Consider the following 19,785-nt stretch of genomic DNA (forward strand, 5'->3'; position numbering starts at 1 on the left):
GCCGCAGAATGCGCAGAAGACAAATAGAAATGTTGAGTGCGATCCGACGTCTTTGATCTCGAGGGCTGGCGCTGCCTGCAGGGCTGTGGTTTGCTCGTGCCATCACTAAGTTGGGGGAGACATCATGAGCACATATTGGCAGGCGGCGCTGAAGACCCATTGGGGTATTGAGGCGGATCTGACACGGCTTGATGGTGAGTATGATCTCAACTTCCTCGCTGAGACAGACGGGCAGGCTTATGTGCTCAAGGTCATGCGACCGGGCTGTGAGGCAGAGTTTGTCGCGCTTCAGTGTGGGGCTTTTGGCCATATATCTGCGAGCGCACCTGAGGTTCCTGTCCCAAATATTGTGACCACACCTTCAGGGGAAAATTATATAGAAGTTTCAGACGAGGCGGGAGATATGCGCCTTGTCTGGCTTTTGGAGAAATGTGAGGGGCGCGTCTATGCGGAAGCCCGCCCCAAGACGCTTGCGCTTGTCGCTGAGGTGGGCGCGAAGCTTGGTGCGATGGACCTTGCCTTGGCGGATTTTACACATCCCGCCTTGGCGCGTGATTTCAAGTGGAACCTGATGCAGGCTGGCTGGATCAGAGACGCGCTTGGCGCCATAGCGCAGCCTGCGCGGCGCGCTTTGCTCGGTGAGATTTTGGCTGAATATGATGCGCTGTTGCCAGCGCTCACAGCGCTTCCGCAGGTGGCGATTCATAATGATCTCAATGATTACAATATCTTGGTGAGTGGCTCTCTCACAGCTGCGCCGCATGTCACTGGGCTGATTGATCTGGGCGATATGTGCGCCAGCCCGCGTATTTGCGACCTTGCGATTGCTTGTGCCTATTTGGTGCTTGATCAAGATGCGCCCGAACAGGCGCTTGCGGCGGCTGTGGCGGGCTATCATGAGGCCTATCCATTGACGGGCGATGAACTTGATTTGCTTTGGCCGCTTTTGCGGATGCGGCTTGCCGTGAGCGTGGTCAACTCGACGCTGATGGCGAAAGAAACGCCTGATGACCCATATGTGGTGATTTCTCAAGCGCCTGCTTGGGCCTTTTTGGAGCGCGAGGTGGAAGACGCGGGGCTTTTGCGCGCGCGGCTTCGGGCAGCCTGTGGCCTGGCTGTGGTTGAGGCGGCCCCGCGCGTCATGGCGTGGATCGAAAGCGAACGCGGCAATTTTGCGCCACTCTTTGGCGAGGATCTGAGCGATGCGCCCATGGGTTCGTTGTCGGTCGAAAACTCTGCAAGCCCGATCAACCCGTTTGATCTGCCGCTTGAGGAGGCGGCTGTTGTGGGCACAGAGTATGACATCGAAGGCGGAATCTGGCTTGGCTACTATAACGAACCGCGATTGATTTATACGGCGTCATTCTTTCGCCGTGGGCCTTGGAAGGCCTCTAACCGCCGCACAGTGCATATCGCCGTGGACGGCTTTGCTGCCGCGCAGACAAAGATTTATGCGCCACTCGCGGGCAGGGTGCATGTTGTGGAATACCGACCGGCACACCTCGACTATGGTGGCGTCGTCATCCTTGAACACGCCACGCCTGTGGGCGACAAGTTTTATACGCTTTATGGCCATCTCAACCCCGAAATATGCGAGCGGCTCTCCGTTGGGGACATTGTCCCAAAGGGCGCGCTTTTGGCGCATCTGGGGGACAAGACCCAATCGGGCGGTTGGGCGCCGCATGTGCACTTTCAGCTCGCGCTTACGACAGACGGGATGGGCGGCGATTGGCCCGGTGTTGCGGACCCTGACGAGATGTATCTCTGGGGCTCGGTCTGCCCCAACCCGGCGGCGCTTTTGAACCTGCCAGATGAAAAGACAGGCTATGTCACACGCGACAAGAAGGGTGTGCAGGCTGAGCGCCACGCGCATTTTGCGCGCAATTTGAAGCTTAGCTATGCCGAGCCGGTTATGCTCCTGCGGGGCTGGAAGCATCACTTGTTTGATGAGTGGGGCCGACCCTATTTGGACGCTTATAACAATGTGCCTCACGTGGGGCATGCGCATCCGCGTATTCAGGCGGTGGCGGCGGACCAGCTCAAGCGAATGAACTCAAACACACGCTATTTGCACCCTGCGCAGGTGGCTTTTGCTGAGAAGATCACACAGAAGATGCCCGAAGGGCTCGATGTTTGTTATTTCGTCAACTCGGGCTCTGAGGCCAATGAATTGGCTCTGCGCCTTGCGCGGGCGGCGACTGGCGGGCGCGATATGATCACACCCGATCACGGCTATCACGGCAATACCACTGGCGCGATTGATATCTCCGCCTACAAGTTTAACGCCAAGGGGGGCGTGGGACAGCCTGACTGGGTTCAGCTTGTTGATGTGGCCGACGACTACCGCGGGCGCTATCGCCGTGACGATCCTGAGCGCGGGGCGAGATATGCGGCGCAGGTGAACGAGGCGGTTGAGCGCATCAAGGCCAAGGGGGGTAAGCTGGCGGGATTTATTGCCGAGACCTTTCCAAGCGTGGGCGGGCAGATCATCCCGCCGAAAGGGTATTTGCCTGCTGTGTATGAGCATATCCGTGCCGCTGGCGGTGTTTGTATTGCAGATGAGGTGCAGACGGGGCTGGGACGGCTTGGCGCGTATTATTTCGGCTTTGAAGAGCAAGGTGCTCTGCCTGATATTGTGGTATTGGGCAAGCCCATCGGCAATGGGCACCCCATTGGCGCAGTGGTGACGACAAGAGCCATTTCGGAGGCTTTTGCACAAGGCCCTGAGTATTTTTCAACGTTTGGGGGCTCCACGCTGTCATGCCGTATTGGCGCTGAAGTCCTTGATATTGTTGATGATGAGGGGCTGTTGGAAAATGCAAATCTGATGGGTGCGCGCCTGCTCTCGGGGCTTCGCGATTTGCAGGCTGTGCACCCTGTCATCGGCGATGTGCGTGGTTACGGGCTGTTCATTGGCGTAGATCTTGTGAGCGACATTGTCACTCGAACGCCTGCAACAGACGCGGCTGACTATGTCAAAAACCGTATGCGCGAACATAGGATATTGCTCGGCTGTGAAGGGCCGTTTGACAATATCCTGAAAATTCGCCCGCCGCTCACGATTGATGAAGAGGGCGTCGATATGATCCTTGCAGTGCTCGCTGAGGTGCTAACAGAGGTGGACACCTTGAGCGCCTAGGCGTCTTTCATAAACATTGGTCCGCCCATCCAGCGTGGGAAGCCAAAGGCATTGACCATGGTCACATCGATATCTTCGCGTGAGGCGGCGATGCCTTCCGCCAATATGGCGGTGCCTTCACTTTGCATGCAGCCGAGGATACGGCCCATAAGCGCGTCTTCGGAGAAGCTCTGGCGTGTGATGCCTTTGCGGGCGGACTCCGCCAGGATCAGTGCCTCGACCTCTGCATTGCGAGTGGGCTTGCCGTCTTCGCCGTAAAGATACCAGCCGCGTCCAGTCTTGCGGCCAAAGTGGCCTTGCTCGCAAATGTAGTCAGGGATGTCGACATAGCGCTCGCTGGCAGGGCGCGTGGCGGCGCGCCGCTTGCGCGCGGCCCAGCCAATATCAAGCCCTGCAAGGTCTTGCATTTCAAAGATGCCCATCGGCATGCCAAAATTGCGCATAGCGGCGTCGACCTCATGGGGGAGGGCGCCATCCTCAAGCAGATAATCCGCTTCGCGGCGATAGGACGACATGATGCGATTGGCGATGAAACCGTCGCAAACCCCTGCAAGAACGGGCAGTTTGCGCAGTGCCTTTGCAAGCTGAATGGCCGTTGCGAGCACATCATCGGCCACATTGTTTGGCACGACAATCTCCAAGAGTTTCATGATATGTGCAGGTGAGAAGAAGTGCAGTCCGATGACGCGGGAGGGGTCTGCTACGCTGGCAGCGATCTCGTTTACGTCGAGATAGGATGTGTTGGTGGCAAGTACGGCCTCTGGCTTGCAAGCGGCTTCAAGCGCTTTGAAAACCTGCTTCTTTACGTCCATGTCTTCAAAAACGGCTTCAATGACGAGGTCGGCCTCGGCCAGCGCGCTGTAATTGCTGTCGGCGTTGAAGCTGGCCAGCAAGGCGGTGTGCTTTGCCTCAGAAATCAGCCCGCGTTTCAATGAGCCGCCGAGGATGCCTTCGACGCGAGCGGCACCCGCATTGGCGGCGTCTTGGTCGCGTTCGATCATCTGGACCTTAAGGCCAGACAGAAGCGCAGCAGCAGCGATGCCTGCGCCCATGGTTCCACCGCCGATCACTCCGATCTGGGCGAGCGGACGGGGCGCTACGCCTTTGGTGCGAGGAGATTTGCCAACTGTACGCTCTGCAAAGAAGATATAGCGCAGGGCTGCGGACTGCGGCGAGCCTTTGAGGCGCATGAAGCGCTCGCGCTCAAGCTTCAGAGCGTCTGTTCCGCTATGATCAAGGGCATCGCGCACGGCGGCGGCGGCCTCATGCGGCGAGTTCTGACCACGCGCTTTTGCGGTGAGCTTGGCTATTGCGTCGTCCCATGTGGAACGCTCGACATCTGGCGCTTGGCGGGTGAGCAGCGCTGCAGGCAGGGGTTTGTTTGCGGCGTCTTGGGCCAAGGCGATGGCGGCGTCGAGCAAATCCCCTTCTGCGATGGAATCAAACAGGCCCAGCTGTGTCGCCTCTTCTGCGCCGATGGGTTTTCCTGTGACAGCGAGGCGCGCGGCTTCGATGGGATCGATCAGTCGGGGCAGACGCACAGTGCCGCCTGCGCCAGGGATCAGACCAAGGTTGACTTCCGGCAGGCCGATCTTCGCAGATGGGGCTCCGATACGGTGTGAGCAGGCAAGCGCCAGCTCGAAGCCGCCACCAAGGGCGGTGCCATGAATGGCCGCGATCCAAGGGCGGGTTGCGGCCTCGATTGCATTGAGAAGGTCGGGCAGCATTGGCTCAAGGAAGGGTTTGTCAAACTCGCGAATATCCGCCCCCGCAACAAAAGTGCGTCCCGCACAGGTAAGTACAACGGCGGCAGGCTTGCTCTCTTCTGTTGCGATGAGCGCGTCCATCAGACCTTGCCGTACCGCTTGGGATGCGGCGTTCACAGGTGGGTTGTCGATGGTGAGCACGGCGATATCGCCGTGCATTGTGGTGGTGACAACAGACATATGAGCGCTCCTTTAGGGCCGTTTCGGGCGAAGGTGTCGCGCTCCGCGCCAAAAGTCAACCGCGCGGTCGGTTATCTGCCGTAGTAAAGCGCCTGCACATGTTCGGCCTCGGCAAAAAAGAGCCAGCGGCCTGCAAATATACCTACGAGATGCGCAAGGATCGCAACCAGCGCAGTTGTGTGCGTGACGGACAGCAAGAGCATAAGCAACACAGGCGTTGCAATGCCGAACACAAATGCAATTATGCGCAGCTTGAGTGCGTGCTTGCGCCCGACCTGATAGGCCATTTCCTTGAGCAAATAGTTCTCGCCCGAGTGCGGCGGCTCGAGCAGGCGGACCTTGCCAATGCGGCCCAACCCTGTTGCAGTTTCCAGTGTCGAGCCTGCACGGCCTTTTTCATCGCCCTTGATCCATGCCCAGACCATCAGCGCGCCCAAGATGGCAAGCAAAACTGCTGCCATGCGCGGTTGGCCTGCAAGCAAAGCTCCGCCGCCAAGGCAGTGGAGCATAAAGATTGGTGGCGTGGTCCACATGTTCCAGCGTGGCACGGTTTTGAGCTGGGTATAAATCATCGAGGTCGTGAAAACAGTTGTCAGACAGAGGAGGGCGCCGAGCACGCCGACAAGGCGCAGATAGGTGTCAAAGAAGATCAGCGCGATCGCAAAGACCGCCATAACGGAAAGCGCGGCGACAGCGGCGATCCCTTCACGCGAGAGCCAACTCGAGCGCCACTGGCTGAAGGCTTTGATGGCGTTCTTCGGATTGGCCAAATGCGCAACAGAGGCGAGCAATCCGCCGACGGCAAGAGCATAGGCAAGGAAGAAAAACACAAAAGACACCCAGCCAGTGACAGGCGGCAAGCCAAGGCCGAGAAAGGCCAAGAGACCAAAGCCGAGGCCAGAGAGCGTGGTGAAAGCTATGACAGAGGGAGCTGGATGCATCAGAGTTTCTCCAGCGCTTTATCAAGCCATGCAAAAAGGCCTTTAGCGTCAGTGTGTTGTGGCTCAAGTGCCGCCTCAGAAGGCTTGTCCTTGAGGCGCGGTGGCAAGTATTTGTTCACAGGTTTTGTTCCAAGCTCGGGCATAAGGTCAAAGCCGTCGCGCGCTGCGACGAGTTTTGAGACATCGCTCTCTGGGTCGCCCAAGTCGCCAAAGTGGCGGGCACCCGACGGGCAGGTGCGCACACAGGAGGGGACTCGGTCTTCTTCAGGGATGTTTTCGTTGTAAATCCGGTCTACGCAAAGGGTGCATTTTTTCATCACACCAAAGATTTCATCAAGCTCGCGCGCACCATATGGGCAAGACCACGCACAGAGGCCGCAGCCCATGCAATCATCTTCATTTACAAGCACGATACCGTCTTCCTCGCGCTTGTAGCTTGCGCCTGTGGGGCAGACGGTAACGCAGGGTGCGTCTTCGCAATGCAAGCAAGATTTGGGGAAATGCACAGTCTGAGAGCAGCCGCTCTCGGGTTGCGCTTCAAAGCTGTGAACGCGGTTGAGAAAGGTGCCGTGTGGCTCCGCGCCGTAGGCGTCTATATCTGACAAAGGCGCGCCGTAGTTTGAGGTGTTCCATTCCTTGCAGGACACGACACAGGCGTGACATCCCACGCAGGTATCAAGATCAATGACAAGGCCGAGCTTTTTCTCGGTACTTTGGGGCAGAGAGGTCATGCGGCCTCCTCATGTGCTTTGGCGGCAAAGGCGGCCAGTTCTGCATTGAAACGAGCGGGGTCTTCGGCAAAGGGCGCGTGGCCCGTCTTGTCCCAGAGCGAAAGCGAGCTGTTTGGCAGTGTCTCTGCGGCGGTTTGCCCGACGATGGGCAGAACGATGCTGTCGCAAGCACCGTGCACAACAAGTGCAGGCTTGGTGAAGCTTTGCCAGACGGGGCGGCAGTCCAGAGTGCCGGCAAAGAGTGCACGGCGCACCAGGGGGCTGACCAGCATATTCGCGCCTACAAGTGTGCCGTAGGTTTCGCGGGAAAGGGGTGCATAGGTGCATTGATCAACAAACTGCGCGGTCGCTGCAAGCAGGCGAGCTTGATCTGAAGTATAGAGGTCTTTGTTGAGTGCCGGGCTGCTTGCGCCCATCATCCACGGTTCTCGCGCATCACCGATGGCGATCACCCCACCAACGGGGACAACGCCTGCAATCGCGTCTTGGCCATGGGTGGCAATATAGGAAGCGATCACGCGCGCGCCGTAAGACCAGCCAACCAGTACAGTTTTTTGGAGGTCAAGTTCAGTGATGACAGCGTGAATATCATCGCCCCAGAGCGTCGTGTCGGTGTAGGCGTCTATCTCTTGGGGCGCATCTGAGCTCCCATGGCCGCGCAGATCAAGAGCAACAACACGGAAGCGCTCGGCCAAGGGAGCCTGCGCCGTCCAAGCGACAGAATGCTGCGCCCATCCGTGTATCAAAAGAAGTGCTGGCGCATCCTCTGGTCCCTGATCGGTGACATGGAGCTTTAGTCCACCGCCGCCTGTGATTGCGTGCACACGCATCAGAAGTCTTCCCCGTAGCTTACGTTTTTGGGACCTGTGCCAACAGGGCTTTCCTGCGCAGCAAGCGCTGGCTCCGATGGTCCGCCTTTGGGGGCTTTTTCGATCCGCACACGCAAGTCGAACCATGCGGCTTGGCCTGTGACAGGATCAGAGTTGGCCCAGCGAAGCCCATCGCCCTTTGGCGGCAGAAGCTCGTTTATAAGGTGGTTCATCAAGAAGCCCTGTGTTGCCTCCTGTGCATCCTCAGAGAGCGCCCAAGCGCCACGCTTTTTGCCGATTGCGTTCCATGTCCAGATGGTTTTGCCATTGACGCCATCCATCCTCGCGACGGGCGCTTTGATGCGACCGTGTGGCGATGTGACATAGGCCCAGTCTCCCTCGGAAAAGCCATGTTCGTCCCAAAGCGGGCCTGGAATGAAGAGTTTGTTCACACCTGTGATCTGACGCAGCCATGCGTTCTGACTGCCCCATGAGTGATACATGTGCATCGGGCGCTGGGTGAGCGCGTGAAGCGGGTAGTCTTCTTCGGCAACTTGGCTTTGCTCAAAGGGGGCATACCAATGCGGCAGAGGTGTCATGGTTTCAATCATGCGTGCGCGCAAATGCTCTGGCGGCTGGCGCTCGCCATGGCCTTCGGCGGCAAGTTGCATCTTGCGCATGGGTTCAAGGTAGAGGTTGAAGACATAGGGCGCAGGCGCATCAAAGAGGCCGATTTTGACGGCCCAATCCTGATAGGCTTGGTTCCAAGGTTTGTAGAACTGCGCTTCCTCGGGCAGGTGGCTCGCCCAGAAGCCACCATTCTCGATGTATTTCTCAAGCTGTTGTGGGTTGGGCGCGCCGCGCCCCTCGCTTGTCCCGTCTTCCCCGCGAAAGCCTGCAAGCGGGCCAACGCCTTTGCGGCGTTCGTGGCTGACAATATAGTCCGCATAGTCGGCATATTTCTGGCTGCCGTCCTCATTCACAAAGCCGGGCAGGCCGAGCCGCGCGCCGAGATCACATAGGGCGGATTGGAAGCCCTTTACGTTACGATCGGGCTCTACCACGGGCCAGCGGATGGCGTCGGCGGCGGCGTCAGCCTCACAAATCGGGCGATCAAGCAGCGAGATACAATCGTGGCGCTCAAGATAGGTTGTGTCAGGCAGGATCAGGTCTGCATAGGCTACTGTTTCAGAGCTATAGGCGTCCGAGTAGATGATATGCGGGATCACATAGTCGCCGCTCTCATTGGTGTCTGTCAGCATGTCGATCACCGAGGAGGTGTTCATTGACGAGTTCCACGCCATGTTGGCCATGTACATGAACAGCGTGTCGATTTTGTAAGGGATGCCTGCATGAGCGTTGGAAATCACCATGTGCATCAGGCCATGGGCGCTGAACGGGTTCTCCCAGCTGAAGGCCTTGTCGATACGCTTGGGGTTGCCTGCCTCGTCTATCAGAAGGTGCTCTGGGCCCATCGGATAGCCAAGGTGCGGCCCGTCAAGCGGCTGGCCTGCCTTGTAGCCTGCGTGTGGCTTCGGGTGCGCCTCGGGCGGCTTGGGGTAGGGCGGCTTGAAACGAAAGCCGCCTGGAACCTCGACAGACCCGAGCAGGATCTGCAGGATGTGCAGCGCGCGGCAGGTCTGGAAGCCATTGGAATGCGCCGAAATTCCGCGCATGGCATGAAAGCTCACGGGGCGGCCAATCATCTGGGCGTGTTTCTCGCCTTTCCAATCGGTCCATGGCTGGTCGATGACGATCTCTTCTTCAAAGGCCACGCGTGCAAGGTCTGCTGCCAGCGCTTTGATCCGTGACGCAGGGATGCCGCAGCGTTCTGCCACTGCGTCAGGCGCATAATCCTTGCTCATATATTGCTCGGCCAGAAGCTCAAACGCAGGGCGATATGTTTCGCCTGCATGGCGGTGATGGCCCGTCAGTTTAGGCTGAACGCCCTTTGCATCATAGTCTGAAAGCTTGCCTGTAACACGGTCGATCACCTGTGCTTTGCCATTATCGTCGCGCAGGAAGAGGCCTTTGTTAGGGCCAGCCTCGGCACAGTTTACGAGAAAGCCTGCATTGGTATAGCGGGTGAGATAATTCAGGTCGATCTGGCCGGCGTTGAGTAACTCGTGGATCAGCGCCATGATGAAGAGCCCGTCTGTGCCCGGGGTGATCCCGACCCAGTCGTCAGCCACAGCGTTGTATCCAGAGCGCACAGGGTTGACGCCGACAATGCGCGCACCACGGGCCTTGAGCTTGCCGATGCCAATTTTGATGGGGTTGCTATCGTGGTCCTCTGCGACACCGAAGATCATAAACATCTTGGTGCGGTCCCAGTCGGGCTGGCCAAACTCCCAGAAGGCACCGCCCATGGTATAGATACCAGCAGCGGCCATGTTGACCGAGCAGAAGCCGCCGTGTGCTGCATAGTTGGGCGTGCCGAAGGCCTGCGCCCAGAGCGATGTGAAGCTTTGCGACTGGTCACGTCCTGTGAAGAAGGCGAGCTTTTCGGGGGCGTTTTCTCGCAGGGGGCGCAGCCAGCTTTCGGCAAGCGTGTAGGCTTCGTCCCAACTGATCTCTTCAAACTGACCAGAGCCACGTGGCCCAACCCGTTTCATCGGAGCACGCAGACGCGAGGGCGCATAATGCTGCATAATGCCAGCAGAGCCTTTGGCGCAGAGCACACCTTTGTTTACAGGGTGATCTTTGTTGCCCTCGATATACTTTACCTTGCCGTCCTGCATATGCACGTTAATCCCGCAGCGGCAGGCACACATGTAGCAAGTGGTTTTGCGGATCTCGTCGGAGACATGCGGAGACGGGCGCGCAGGCGCTTTGCCCGTGGACTTGGTTTGGTTGGATGAGGCCATTGGCTCTTTCGTTTTTCTATTGGCGCACTGTTTGCCGCCCTGTCTGAGACAGGATGACCGAGCAGGCTAAGGACGTCAAAGGGAAATGGAGCGCTATGATCTGTGGTGTCAGTGGTAACATCTTGAAATCGCTAATTCTGGTGGAGATGCTGGCCTGAAGCGGTCGGCCAAACTGGACTTAGGGCACGGGGGCGGGATGGACCATTGGGAGGGTTGATCGCTTTGAAGGCTCGAATCAAACCTCCGTCATCCCCGAATGGCTCGGTGGTCTATGAACTGTGGATCAGAAAATCATCGTTTCCCAAAGGGAGACAATCAGCTCGTTAAACAGGCGGCAGTTGAGCCCTTTTGGAGACCTGTTTCTGTTTGCTTCTTTGTGAAGGGAGACACGTGTTTGCGAGGCTGTGCTGGGGTGTCAAAGCGGACGCTTTACACAATTGAAGCATGGGGAAGTTGATGAATAAAACGTCAAATGTGGCGAAAAAATAGGCTAATTGTCTGTTCTGACGCCTCTATAATGAAATTCCCCTGCAACTGTTTCCTGTTTGGAGTTTTAGTCGGGCTGTTGCTGCGCTGTTGTTTTACGAGTTGGCGCGACAGCTGGGGGCAGTCACAGTCCATATCCCTAGCTGTTCGCCGTGGTATTTCGCTGGTGTCATTGGTCAGTTTCGGGCCGTCAAAGAAGGAAGCTCAAGGCGTTAACTACGAGTTTCATAAAATTTATCAGGAATTGACTCAGACGCCAGCAGAGGCGTAGAGAAGAGCTCTAGATGGAGCCGAAAAAAAGACTTCGCCCCTCTAGATAGCGCTTGGGGACAGCGCGCAACGTTACGGTTTTTGACGCTGGCCAAGCTGCCAAGCTGGCGTCTTAAAAGACCAAAAGACATTGCGGTGGGTCGCCCATCAGAAGCCAAAGTGCTTCTGCGCACCTGACAAAATGTCTGAGAGACCGGCAGTAAATTTAATGAGTTAGGGCTCTGCCATGTTGGCGTTGGGCTCAAGGGTGTAGCGATGAACGAACGTGTCTCTAGCCGACTGGATCTTGCCGAGTTGCGCAGGCTGCTCGAAGCCAACCCTGTGGCTCATCTTTCAGGTGTCTACCGTGCGCATGGCAAGCGAGCTCTTGATGTTGCGATGGTGCTGATCGCGATTGTTCCTACACTGCTGATCTTGCTGCCGCTGATGGGGCTGATTGCTCTGGATGGCCGTGCCCCGATCTACACGCAAAAACGCATTGGCCAGAATGGCCGCCTGTTTCGCATGTTCAAACTGCGCACAATGGTGGCGGATGCGGATCAAATTCTGGAAGCCTATCTCGCCCGAAACCCTGAAGCGCGCGCAGAATGGGATGAAAATCAGAAGCTAAAGTCCGATCCTCGGATTACGCTTTTTGGGAAAGTGCTGCGTAAGACTTCGCTTGATGAGCTGCCTCAGCTGTTGAATGTTCTGTTGGGCCATATGTCGATTGTTGGTCCACGCCCGATGATGGTCGGTCAGGAAGATATCTATCCGGGCCGTGCCTATTACGAGATGCGCCCAGGCATCACTGGTTTCTGGCAGATTTCAGAGCGCAACGAGACAAGTTTTCCGCAGCGTGCTGAGTATGACACAGCCTACTATAAGGCACTCTCGCTTCAGATCGATGTTAAAGTGATCCTCGGAACGTTGCGGGTTGTGATCCGAGGCACTGGATACTGATCAAGTGCGTGAAGGCATTTCAGACAACATGCCTGACGCCAAGCGTTCCTCAAACAGATCGTGTACTCTGCGCCCCCAAGCGTCCCAGTTGAGACTTGCTTCAAACTCCGCACGCGAGCTGAGGCGCAAGGCGGCGTAGCTCGCGGGATTTTTAAGATAGCCCTGAATAATCTTTGCAAATTCTGTTGCGCTCGAGCCTTGTGGAAGGTCATGGCCCGTGATCCCGTCTTGAACGGGCACACCGCCAACAGAGAGACAAAGCGAGGGTAGCGAATAGGCCGCAGCCTCACAAAAGGCGAAGCCCCAGCTTTCAAAGCTTGGCTGCACTAAAAAATGGGCGCTTCGGAACGCTGCTTCAAAGAGCGCCCGCTCGCGTGGCACTGCTTTGTTGAGTGCACGGTGCACTTTCACATAGGGGTTGATATGGACATCAGGGGGCTGTGTTCCGACCACTGTCAGCCGCGCATCGACACCCGCTTCGCGCAGGATGTTCATCGTCTCAAATGCAACTGGACCGCCCTTAGCAAGCCAGTCGCGCCCGACTACGAGCAGATTGACTTGTGCATCTTTTGATAGGGCCAAAGGCGTTGCTTCGGCTTTGGGTGTGTCAATATTGGCGCCCCAAGGAACAACAACGCTTTGACTTTCGCTCAGATTATAAAGCGCATCCGCTTCGCCCTTAAGCCAATCTGAGGGCCAAAGCGCGAGGTCTAGGTTTTGGTAGATTGCGCGCTCGGCTCTGAAGGTAAGTGGATCCAGCAATCTGCGCGACAGCCAAGAAGAGCCAAAACTCGCGCCGATCTCGGACTGTTTGTAAACGGTAAAGCTGGCATCTGCCGTGAAGGCCTTGAGCATAGGGTAGGGTGTTTTGAGACGCGCCATCGACTGAAAGGAATAGGCTCCAAAAACAACATCATATTTCGTGGCTGCCAAAGCCTGTGTCACAGAGCGCGAAATGATCTGTGACAGCAGCAAATGAAGCCGCCAGCGCAGGCGCAGATTGATCCCGTCAGGCAGCGCATAGATCGCACGACGTACAGGCTCGGCCGCGCCCCAACTCTGCGGCAGAATATCCACCTCACCGACATGATCCTGTAACGCGCGATAGATTCGCGCGTTCCCGCCCGAATAAGGCTGGGTATGCTCAGGACTGATGTCGCAGAGATAGGCAATTTTCATCAGGCAAAGTCCCGTCTTTTTCACGCTTTGATCAGCTATGCGAACCAGTGGGCGAGAATGAGATGGATTGTCGGCGATAATGGGGCAAATGAGAAGAAATAAGCGACAAACGTCCTTTTCATTGCTAAAACTTTGGATGTCTGGGTTGGGGCGCAGCAGGAAACTATAAAAGAAGATGCCAAACGCACTCGCTTTACTTGCGCTGGCAAGCTGGCCGCTTGTCTCACTGGTCTTGTTTCGCAAGTTGCCAGTGGGGCGTGCTGTGCTTTGGTCGCTGCTGTCGGCCTATCTGTTTTTGCCCCCGCCGCCTGCGTTGTTTGACTTTCCTGCAGTGCCGCCTCTGACCAAAGATTCCATCGCGGCTTTGGCGGCCTTTGGCTTTTGCTTTTTTATGTATGGCAAAGACCTAATCTACTTGCCGCGCTCAAATATTGCCAAGGGCTTGATGGTGCTCTTTGTCATCACTCCGCTGGCGACAGTGCTCACCAATGATGAGCCGATCTTCTTTGGTCAGGTTGGGCTTCCAGGTCTGCGCATTGTTGAGGCCATCGCGCTGATGGTGCAGCAATGCATGATCCTGATGCCGTTTGTCATGGCCTATAGTTTCTTGCGCAGCGAGAAGGATCAGCGCGACATTCTTTTCGCCTTTGTTGCGCTGGGACTTGTATATTCTCTTCTGATGCTGATCGAAATTCGCCTCAGCCCGCAGCTCAATCTTTGGGTCTGGGGTTACTATCAACACAGTTTTGATCAGCTGATCCGCTTTGGTGGCTTTCGCCCCATCGTCTTTCTTTATCATGGGCTTTGGGTCGCGCTCTTTGCGATGATGATGCTCGGCTGTGCCGTGGCGCTCTTTCGTCATTCCAAAGGCAACGCCAAGGTCTGGTATGGCGGGATCAGCGTTTACTTCGGCTTTATTATGATCGCCTGTAAATCAGTGGCCTCTATTGCCTATGCCGCCGTGCTCTTGCCGATGGTGCTCTTCATGAGCCGGCTCTGGCAGTTCCGCCTTGCTGCGTTTCTCGCGCTTCTGGCAGTGACCTATCCAATCATGAAAGGTCTCGAGTGGATTCCTGAAAAGCAAATTTTGGAGAAGGTAACGGCACTTGATGAAGATCGTGCAGGCTCGCTCAAGTTCCGTTTTGACAATGAGCGCGTGCTTCTTGACCGCGCGTATCTGAAGCCTGTTTTTGGCTGGGGCAGCTGGGGGCGCAATCATATTCTCGATCCGATCACAGGGATTTTGCTCACGGTGACGGACGGGCGCTGGATTATCACCATCGGGGTGTTTGGATGGGTTGGTTATTTGGCGGAGTTCTTACTTTTCAGCTGGCCTTTATTTGTCTTGTTTGCGCGTAGTTTTGTCCTCACCAAAGAAACCCATACCTCGCCATATCTTGGCGCACTGGCACTGATCCTTGGCTTCAATCTTTTTGACCTTTTGCCCAACGCGACAATTACGCCTTTGACATGGATGATGGGTGGGGCGCTCTTGGGCTATATCGAGACCCATATGCCGCAGGTGCGCAGCGCCAAAATGAAAATTAAGACTGTGATGTAACGATGAACCAGCGTTTAAAAGTTCTGATCCTAGCGGATGAATGCAACCCCGAGTGGCCGTCATTGCCCATTGTCGGTTATAAATATGCCCGCGAGATTGCCCAGCACTGTGATGTGACCATCGCGACCCATGTGCGCAACCGCGAGAATATTGAAAAGGCCGCAGATGGGCTTGATGTGGTCTATCTCGACACTGAGTATATAGCGGCTCCGATGTTCAAACTGGCGCGCTGGCTCCGTGGTGGTGAGGAGGTGGCTTGGTCGACCTCTATGATAATGAACTACCTGCCCTATCTCGCCTTTGAGCGGGAGGTTTGGAAGCATTTTAAGCCCGCTCTTAAAGCTGGCGACTTTGATCTCGTGCACCGTATCACGCCGATGTCTCCGACCTTGCCGAGCTATATTGCGCACAAGCTCAAGCTTCCCTTTTTGATTGGTCCGCTCAACGGCAATTTGGACTGGCCCAAGGCCTTTCAAGCCGAGCAGGCACGTGAAAAGGAAAAGCTGCGCGGGCTGCGCAACCTCTACAAGTTTCTTCCTTTTGCGCGCTCGACCTATGATCGGGCGGCAGCGGTTCTGACAGCCTTTGAGCATACTCGGGCTGATCTCACGCGTGTTGAAGACGCGCAGATTGTTATGGTCCCTGAAATCGGCTTTGACCCTGCTATCTTTCACGCCGACGGCACCAAACCAGCAGGCCAACGCGGGACGGAGAGAAAAATGCATTTTCTCTATGCGGGCCGCCTTGTGCCATACAAGCTGCCCGAACTGCCGATCCGTGCTTTTGCGGCTTCAGCCGCTTTGCGGGGGCACCATCTGCACATTCTGGGAAGCGGCCCCGAGGAAGAGCGTATGCGCGCTGTGATCGCAGAATTCGGGCTGCACGACTGTGTGACACTGGAAGGGCGCAAAACACAGGTCGAGGTGGCGGAGCTCATGCGCAAGTGTGATGGGTTTATCTTTCCGTCGATCCGCGAGCTTGGCGCGGGGGTCGTAATCGAGGCCATGGCCTGCGGGATGCATTGCCTTGTGGCGGACTACGGCGCGCCTGGGGCCCTGGCCGCAGCGGGGCGCGGGGACGCTGTTCCGATCGCTCCGCTGGAGGAAATGGTGGAAGGCTTCACCGCAGCTTTGGAGCGGTGTGTCGCAGAGCCTGCTTACATGGAGGCCTGTGCGTTGCGGGGGCAGGCTTACGCGGAAGGCGCTTTTACTTGGGCGCAAAAAGGCGTGCACGCCGAGGCGCTGTATCGCGCTGTCCTTGCAGGGGAAGACCTGCGTCGCTTCAATTTTTCTTGAGGTATTGAGGGTTCGAATTTGCTTTGCAAATCCGACCCGCTGGGGGCTTTGCCCCCAGACCCCCAAGATATTTTGAGAAAGAGGAATCCGATTTAGATTTTAGATAATTTTGGCGGGGATGCCTGCGACGGTGACGTTTGACGGGATATCTTTTGTCACCACAGCATTGGCGCCGATCACCACATGATCACCCACAGTGAGGGGACCAATGAGTTTCGCCCCTGCGCCGACATCGACATGACCGCCAAGCGTCACGGCGCCAGCGAGTGTGACTTGATGAAAGATCATACAATTTGGGCCGACCTTCGCTTCGGGATGAATGATGATCCCTGTGGGGTGGGTGAGGCGCAGGCCGCCGCCGATTTGAGTTGTAAGGTGAATTTCGCTTTGCGTGATCAGCGACCAAAAGCCATGATTAAGGACCCAGTATTTTGCCAAAAGGCTGGCGAGCACACTGCCTTTTGCCTTGAGGGATTGATAGCGGCGAATGGCGCGCAAAAGCTTGCGGCCCGGATCCCAGAATGACTGAACTGTTTCACGGCTCCAATCTGCGGTTGAGGCGGACACATTGATGTCATCTGGGTGAATGGAACTCATTTTAATCTCAAATTATCCGCGCGTGACAAACTGTTGCCCGTTTCTGTCTTTAAGGCAGACTTGCAAGAATTATCTAAGAGCGCAACACTACACGTCTTCAGGGAGGAGACTTCAATGATTTTACGAGTTTGGGCTGTTGTGCTGGTGTCGCTATTGGCTTTGCCTGCCACGCTAGAGGCGAGAGACGCAAAGCTCTATATTTTTGGCAATTCCTTGATCAATCACCTCGAGGGCGGAGACGAGACGACTGTGCCCTACTGGTTGGCGCAAATGGCCAAGGCTTCTGGGCATGACTTTGCCGCAGACGGGCAATGGGGCTTTTTGCGTGACTTCGTTCGCGAAGGAGAGCCGATCTCGAACTGGTCGTTCAAGGGGGTCAAACCCGCGTGGAACCGTGACAGAACCCGCTTTGCTGAGGCGGAGTTGACGGCCGTTATGGTCAATCCTGCGAACTTTATTCAATATCAGTGGCCGGATGTGCCCTATGATGGCGACAATCCCGATGGCGCTTCTCCTCTGTCTACATTGCTGAAACTTATGGATGAAAAGGTCGGGGCGCGGCCTTTGCTGATTTATGAAGGCTGGGCCGAGATGGCGGGGGTTGCCGGACGGTTTCCGCCACGGGCGCGTGATTTGAAGAAGTATCACGCCTTTAATATGGGCGACTATCACGACTGGTATGTAAAACTGGCGGAACAGACCCGCGCAGCGCGCCCTGATGCGGATGTCAGGCTTGTGCCTGTGGCGCATCTCTTGAGCCAAGTCTTGTCAGAAGAGCCGCTGAATGGGGTTCCCGTAGAAGACCTCTACCTTGATGACGCGCCTCACGGTGCGCCGACGCTCTATTATTTAGCGGCGATGGCCGTTTATCCAGCCCTGTATGGTGAGGCGGCTCCCAGCTCTATGGCGCTACCTGAGAGCATTCACCCGCTTTTGCGGGACAATCTGGCTATGGTCTCTGCGCGCCTCTTTGAGCTCGCTGAGGGGCGCGAGGCGGCAGCGATCACGCCAGCCATCGTGCAAGCGCCCAAAATGCAACCCGCAGCTTTTGATGCGCCCGCAGGTCAGCTTGAAAACCCGTCGCTTGCGCTCGGCCTTGACGGTGTCTCAGACTGGTCAACTCAACACCCGTTTCTGAATATTATGAAGACAGCGCGCCCGTGGGTTGGACATGTCGGCGATCAATGGGGTGCGATCCAGATGGATGATCTGGCCCAGCGTGGCCTTTTGGATGCGCATGGGTATCCGACACGTATTCCCGCCGAGGCGAGCAAGCTTGAGAGTTTTGTTCTGACAGATCAGCCCGAAGAGGCAACAGATATGGCGGCGCGCTATCGCATTCGTTGGAAAGGGGAGGGCAAGCTGACCGTATCAGGCCGTGGCCAAACAGCGCGCACAAGCGAAAGTGAAAACGAAATATGGTTGTCCTATAGCCCCGGTGAGGGGCTTGTTGCCGTGGGCATAGAGAGCACTGATCCGAACGGCACAGGCAATTATATCCGCGATATCGAGATCGTGCGGGAAGACCATATCCCGCTTTACGATGCAGGCGTGATCTTTAACCCTGCGTGGATCGCGCGCATCGAGAATGCGCGATCACTCAGGTTTATGGACTGGATGCTAACCAACGGCTCTCCTGTGGAGAGCTGGGACGAGCGTCCAAGAGAGGCGCATTTTTCTTATGCTTGGCGGGGTGTCCCTGCAGAAGTTATCATCCGCCTATCCAATATTGTGGGTGCGGACCCTTGGATTTGTATGCCCCACGCGGCCAATGACGCCTACATGCGGCAATTTGCAGAGCTCACGCGCGCTACGCTTGATCCGCGTTTGAAGGCTTATGTCGAATTCTCCAACGAGCTTTGGAACCATATTTTTCCTCAAACCAAATGGGCCGTTGATAAGGCGCGCCAGCGCTGGAATGTGGAGGGCGATGCTTGGATGCAATACGCAGGGCTGCGCTCAGCGGAAGTTATGGGTATTTGGTCTGAAGTGTATGGCAACTCGGCCTCCGAGCGCTTGGTGCGTGTTATGGGTGTTCACACGGGCTGGGCAGGTCTTGAAGAGCCATTTCTGGAAGCACCCTTGGCTGTGGCCGAGGGGTTGGCCGCGCCGAAAGAGAGCTTTGATGCCTATGCCGTCTCTGGCTATTTCGGCTTTGATCTTGGATTAGAAGAAGAGGGTCTGCCGCAAGTGCGTCAGATTGTGGCAAAATCCATCGCCAAGGCTGAGGAAGTCGGCCGCAAGAAGGGCTTGCAGCGCAAAGCGCTTGAGGCCGAGATTGAACCTATAAAATTTGATCTGGCATATCCTGAGGTGGCAGAGCTTCTCTGGAACGGGTCGTTCAAGGAGCTGACCGAGGTCTTCTGGCCGTATCATGCCGAGCTTGCGAGCAAACTGGGGATGCAGTTGGTGATGTATGAAGGGGGCACACATGTGACGCCACATGGCGAGGCGCTCAATGATGAAGAGCTCGTCGCATTTTTTACCTCGTTCAATTACGATGACGAAGTCGGCAAGCTCTATGACGAGCTTCTGCGCCGCTGGCGCAATGTGGGCGGACAGCTTTTCAACGCGTTTGTGGATGTCGCGCCAGCAACGAAATACGGCAGCTGGGGTGCTCTGCGCCATTTGCAGGACGACAATCCGCGTTGGGACGCTCTTATGGCAGCCAACGCGATCCAGCCAGAGTTGCCGCAGCGCGCCGCGGGCAGCTTTCTCAACAGGGTCATGCTATATGGGGGGCAGGGGCCTGATAGGTTGATCGGCACACCCGAAGAAGACGCGCTCGTTGGGGGGCCGGGAGATGACTTTATGGTTTCGGGGGGCGGTGCGGACCACTTCAATGGTGGTGCAGGCCGTGACATTGTTGAGCTTCCGGGGCGTTCGGAAGAGTATCAGATTTTTGCCAAAGGCGGGCTTGTCTACGCGCAGCGTGGGCCGGATGTGAGCTATCTGCGTGACATTGAAACGCTTTATTTTGCGGGAGAGCCGACGAGAAAATTCACACTTGCGATACAGTGAA

Annotated in this window: 12 protein-coding genes; 5 read left to right on the plus strand and 7 right to left on the minus strand. The window is 56.4% G+C overall.

All coding sequences use genetic code 11. The annotated features are described in order from the left end of the window. Positions 1 to 124 precede the first annotated feature (124 nt). Positions 125 to 3,139 carry an aminotransferase class III-fold pyridoxal phosphate-dependent enzyme gene (locus tag DSM117340_RS03865; protein ID WP_089888011.1) on the plus strand — a complete coding sequence of 1,005 codons (3,015 nt, stop codon included), beginning with the start codon at positions 125 to 127 and terminating at the stop codon, positions 3,137 to 3,139. On the opposite strand, the gene DSM117340_RS03870 is transcribed toward DSM117340_RS03865, so the two are convergent. From DSM117340_RS03870 to DSM117340_RS03890, 5 genes are all read right to left on the minus strand, one after another. Then, positions 3,136 to 5,085 (minus strand): 3-hydroxyacyl-CoA dehydrogenase NAD-binding domain-containing protein, encoded by a 1,950-nt coding sequence (locus DSM117340_RS03870; RefSeq protein WP_089888012.1) that lies wholly within the window; start codon positions 5,083 to 5,085, stop codon positions 3,136 to 3,138. The genes DSM117340_RS03865 and DSM117340_RS03870 overlap by 4 nt on opposite strands. Before the next feature lie 71 nt (positions 5,086 to 5,156). Further along, on the minus strand, positions 5,157 to 6,026 hold the full coding sequence (locus tag DSM117340_RS03875) for a DmsC/YnfH family molybdoenzyme membrane anchor subunit (RefSeq protein ID WP_089888014.1): 870 nt from the start codon (positions 6,024 to 6,026) through the stop codon (positions 5,157 to 5,159). Then, on the minus strand, positions 6,026 to 6,757 hold the full coding sequence (locus DSM117340_RS03880; protein WP_089888016.1) for a 4Fe-4S dicluster domain-containing protein: 732 nt from the start codon (positions 6,755 to 6,757) through the stop codon (positions 6,026 to 6,028). The genes DSM117340_RS03875 and DSM117340_RS03880 overlap by 1 nt, the downstream gene beginning before the upstream one ends. Then, a complete protein-coding gene (locus DSM117340_RS03885) occupies positions 6,754 to 7,587 on the minus strand; it encodes an alpha/beta hydrolase (RefSeq protein ID WP_089888018.1) in 834 nt (277 codons plus the stop codon). The genes DSM117340_RS03880 and DSM117340_RS03885 overlap by 4 nt, the downstream gene beginning before the upstream one ends. Continuing rightward, positions 7,587 to 10,433, minus strand: coding sequence for a molybdopterin oxidoreductase family protein (locus tag DSM117340_RS03890; protein ID WP_089888020.1), 2,847 nt, complete (start codon positions 10,431 to 10,433; stop codon positions 7,587 to 7,589). Before DSM117340_RS03890 ends, DSM117340_RS03885 begins: the two co-directional genes overlap by 1 nt. A gap of 1,011 nt (positions 10,434 to 11,444) precedes the next feature. On the opposite strand from DSM117340_RS03890, the gene DSM117340_RS03895 reads away from it, so the two are divergent. Continuing rightward, positions 11,445 to 12,131 (plus strand): sugar transferase, encoded by a 687-nt coding sequence (locus DSM117340_RS03895; protein WP_089888021.1) that lies wholly within the window; start codon positions 11,445 to 11,447, stop codon positions 12,129 to 12,131. Here the strand turns inward: DSM117340_RS03895 and DSM117340_RS03900 are convergent, their stop codons facing one another. Further along, positions 12,132 to 13,310 carry a glycosyltransferase family 4 protein gene (locus tag DSM117340_RS03900; protein ID WP_089888023.1) on the minus strand — a complete coding sequence of 393 codons (1,179 nt, stop codon included), beginning with the start codon at positions 13,308 to 13,310 and terminating at the stop codon, positions 12,132 to 12,134. A gap of 175 nt (positions 13,311 to 13,485) precedes the next feature. Between DSM117340_RS03900 and DSM117340_RS03905 the strand changes: the two genes are divergently transcribed. After that, positions 13,486 to 14,871: a hypothetical protein gene (locus tag DSM117340_RS03905; RefSeq protein ID WP_089888025.1), complete on the plus strand. Its 1,386-nt coding sequence runs from the start codon at positions 13,486 to 13,488 to the stop codon at positions 14,869 to 14,871. Between the two features lie 2 nt (positions 14,872 to 14,873). Beyond that, positions 14,874 to 16,166, plus strand: coding sequence for a glycosyltransferase (locus DSM117340_RS03910; RefSeq protein ID WP_089888026.1), 1,293 nt, complete (start codon positions 14,874 to 14,876; stop codon positions 16,164 to 16,166). 99 nt (positions 16,167 to 16,265) lie between these two features. Here the strand turns inward: DSM117340_RS03910 and DSM117340_RS03915 are convergent, their stop codons facing one another. After that, positions 16,266 to 16,763 carry a serine acetyltransferase gene (locus DSM117340_RS03915; protein ID WP_089888028.1) on the minus strand — a complete coding sequence of 166 codons (498 nt, stop codon included), beginning with the start codon at positions 16,761 to 16,763 and terminating at the stop codon, positions 16,266 to 16,268. A 114-nt stretch (positions 16,764 to 16,877) separates the two neighbouring features. Here DSM117340_RS03915 and DSM117340_RS03920 point away from each other — a divergent pair, with 114 nt between their 5' ends. After that, the gene (locus DSM117340_RS03920; RefSeq protein ID WP_354689872.1) at positions 16,878 to 19,784 is read left to right on the plus strand and encodes a calcium-binding protein; all 2,907 of its coding nucleotides are present in this window, start codon (positions 16,878 to 16,880) and stop codon (positions 19,782 to 19,784) included. Position 19,785 lies beyond the last annotated feature (1 nt).

Origin of the sequence: Lentibacter algarum, assembly GCF_040580765.1 — a bacterium.
Taxonomy (GTDB): domain Bacteria; phylum Pseudomonadota; class Alphaproteobacteria; order Rhodobacterales; family Rhodobacteraceae; genus Lentibacter; species Lentibacter algarum.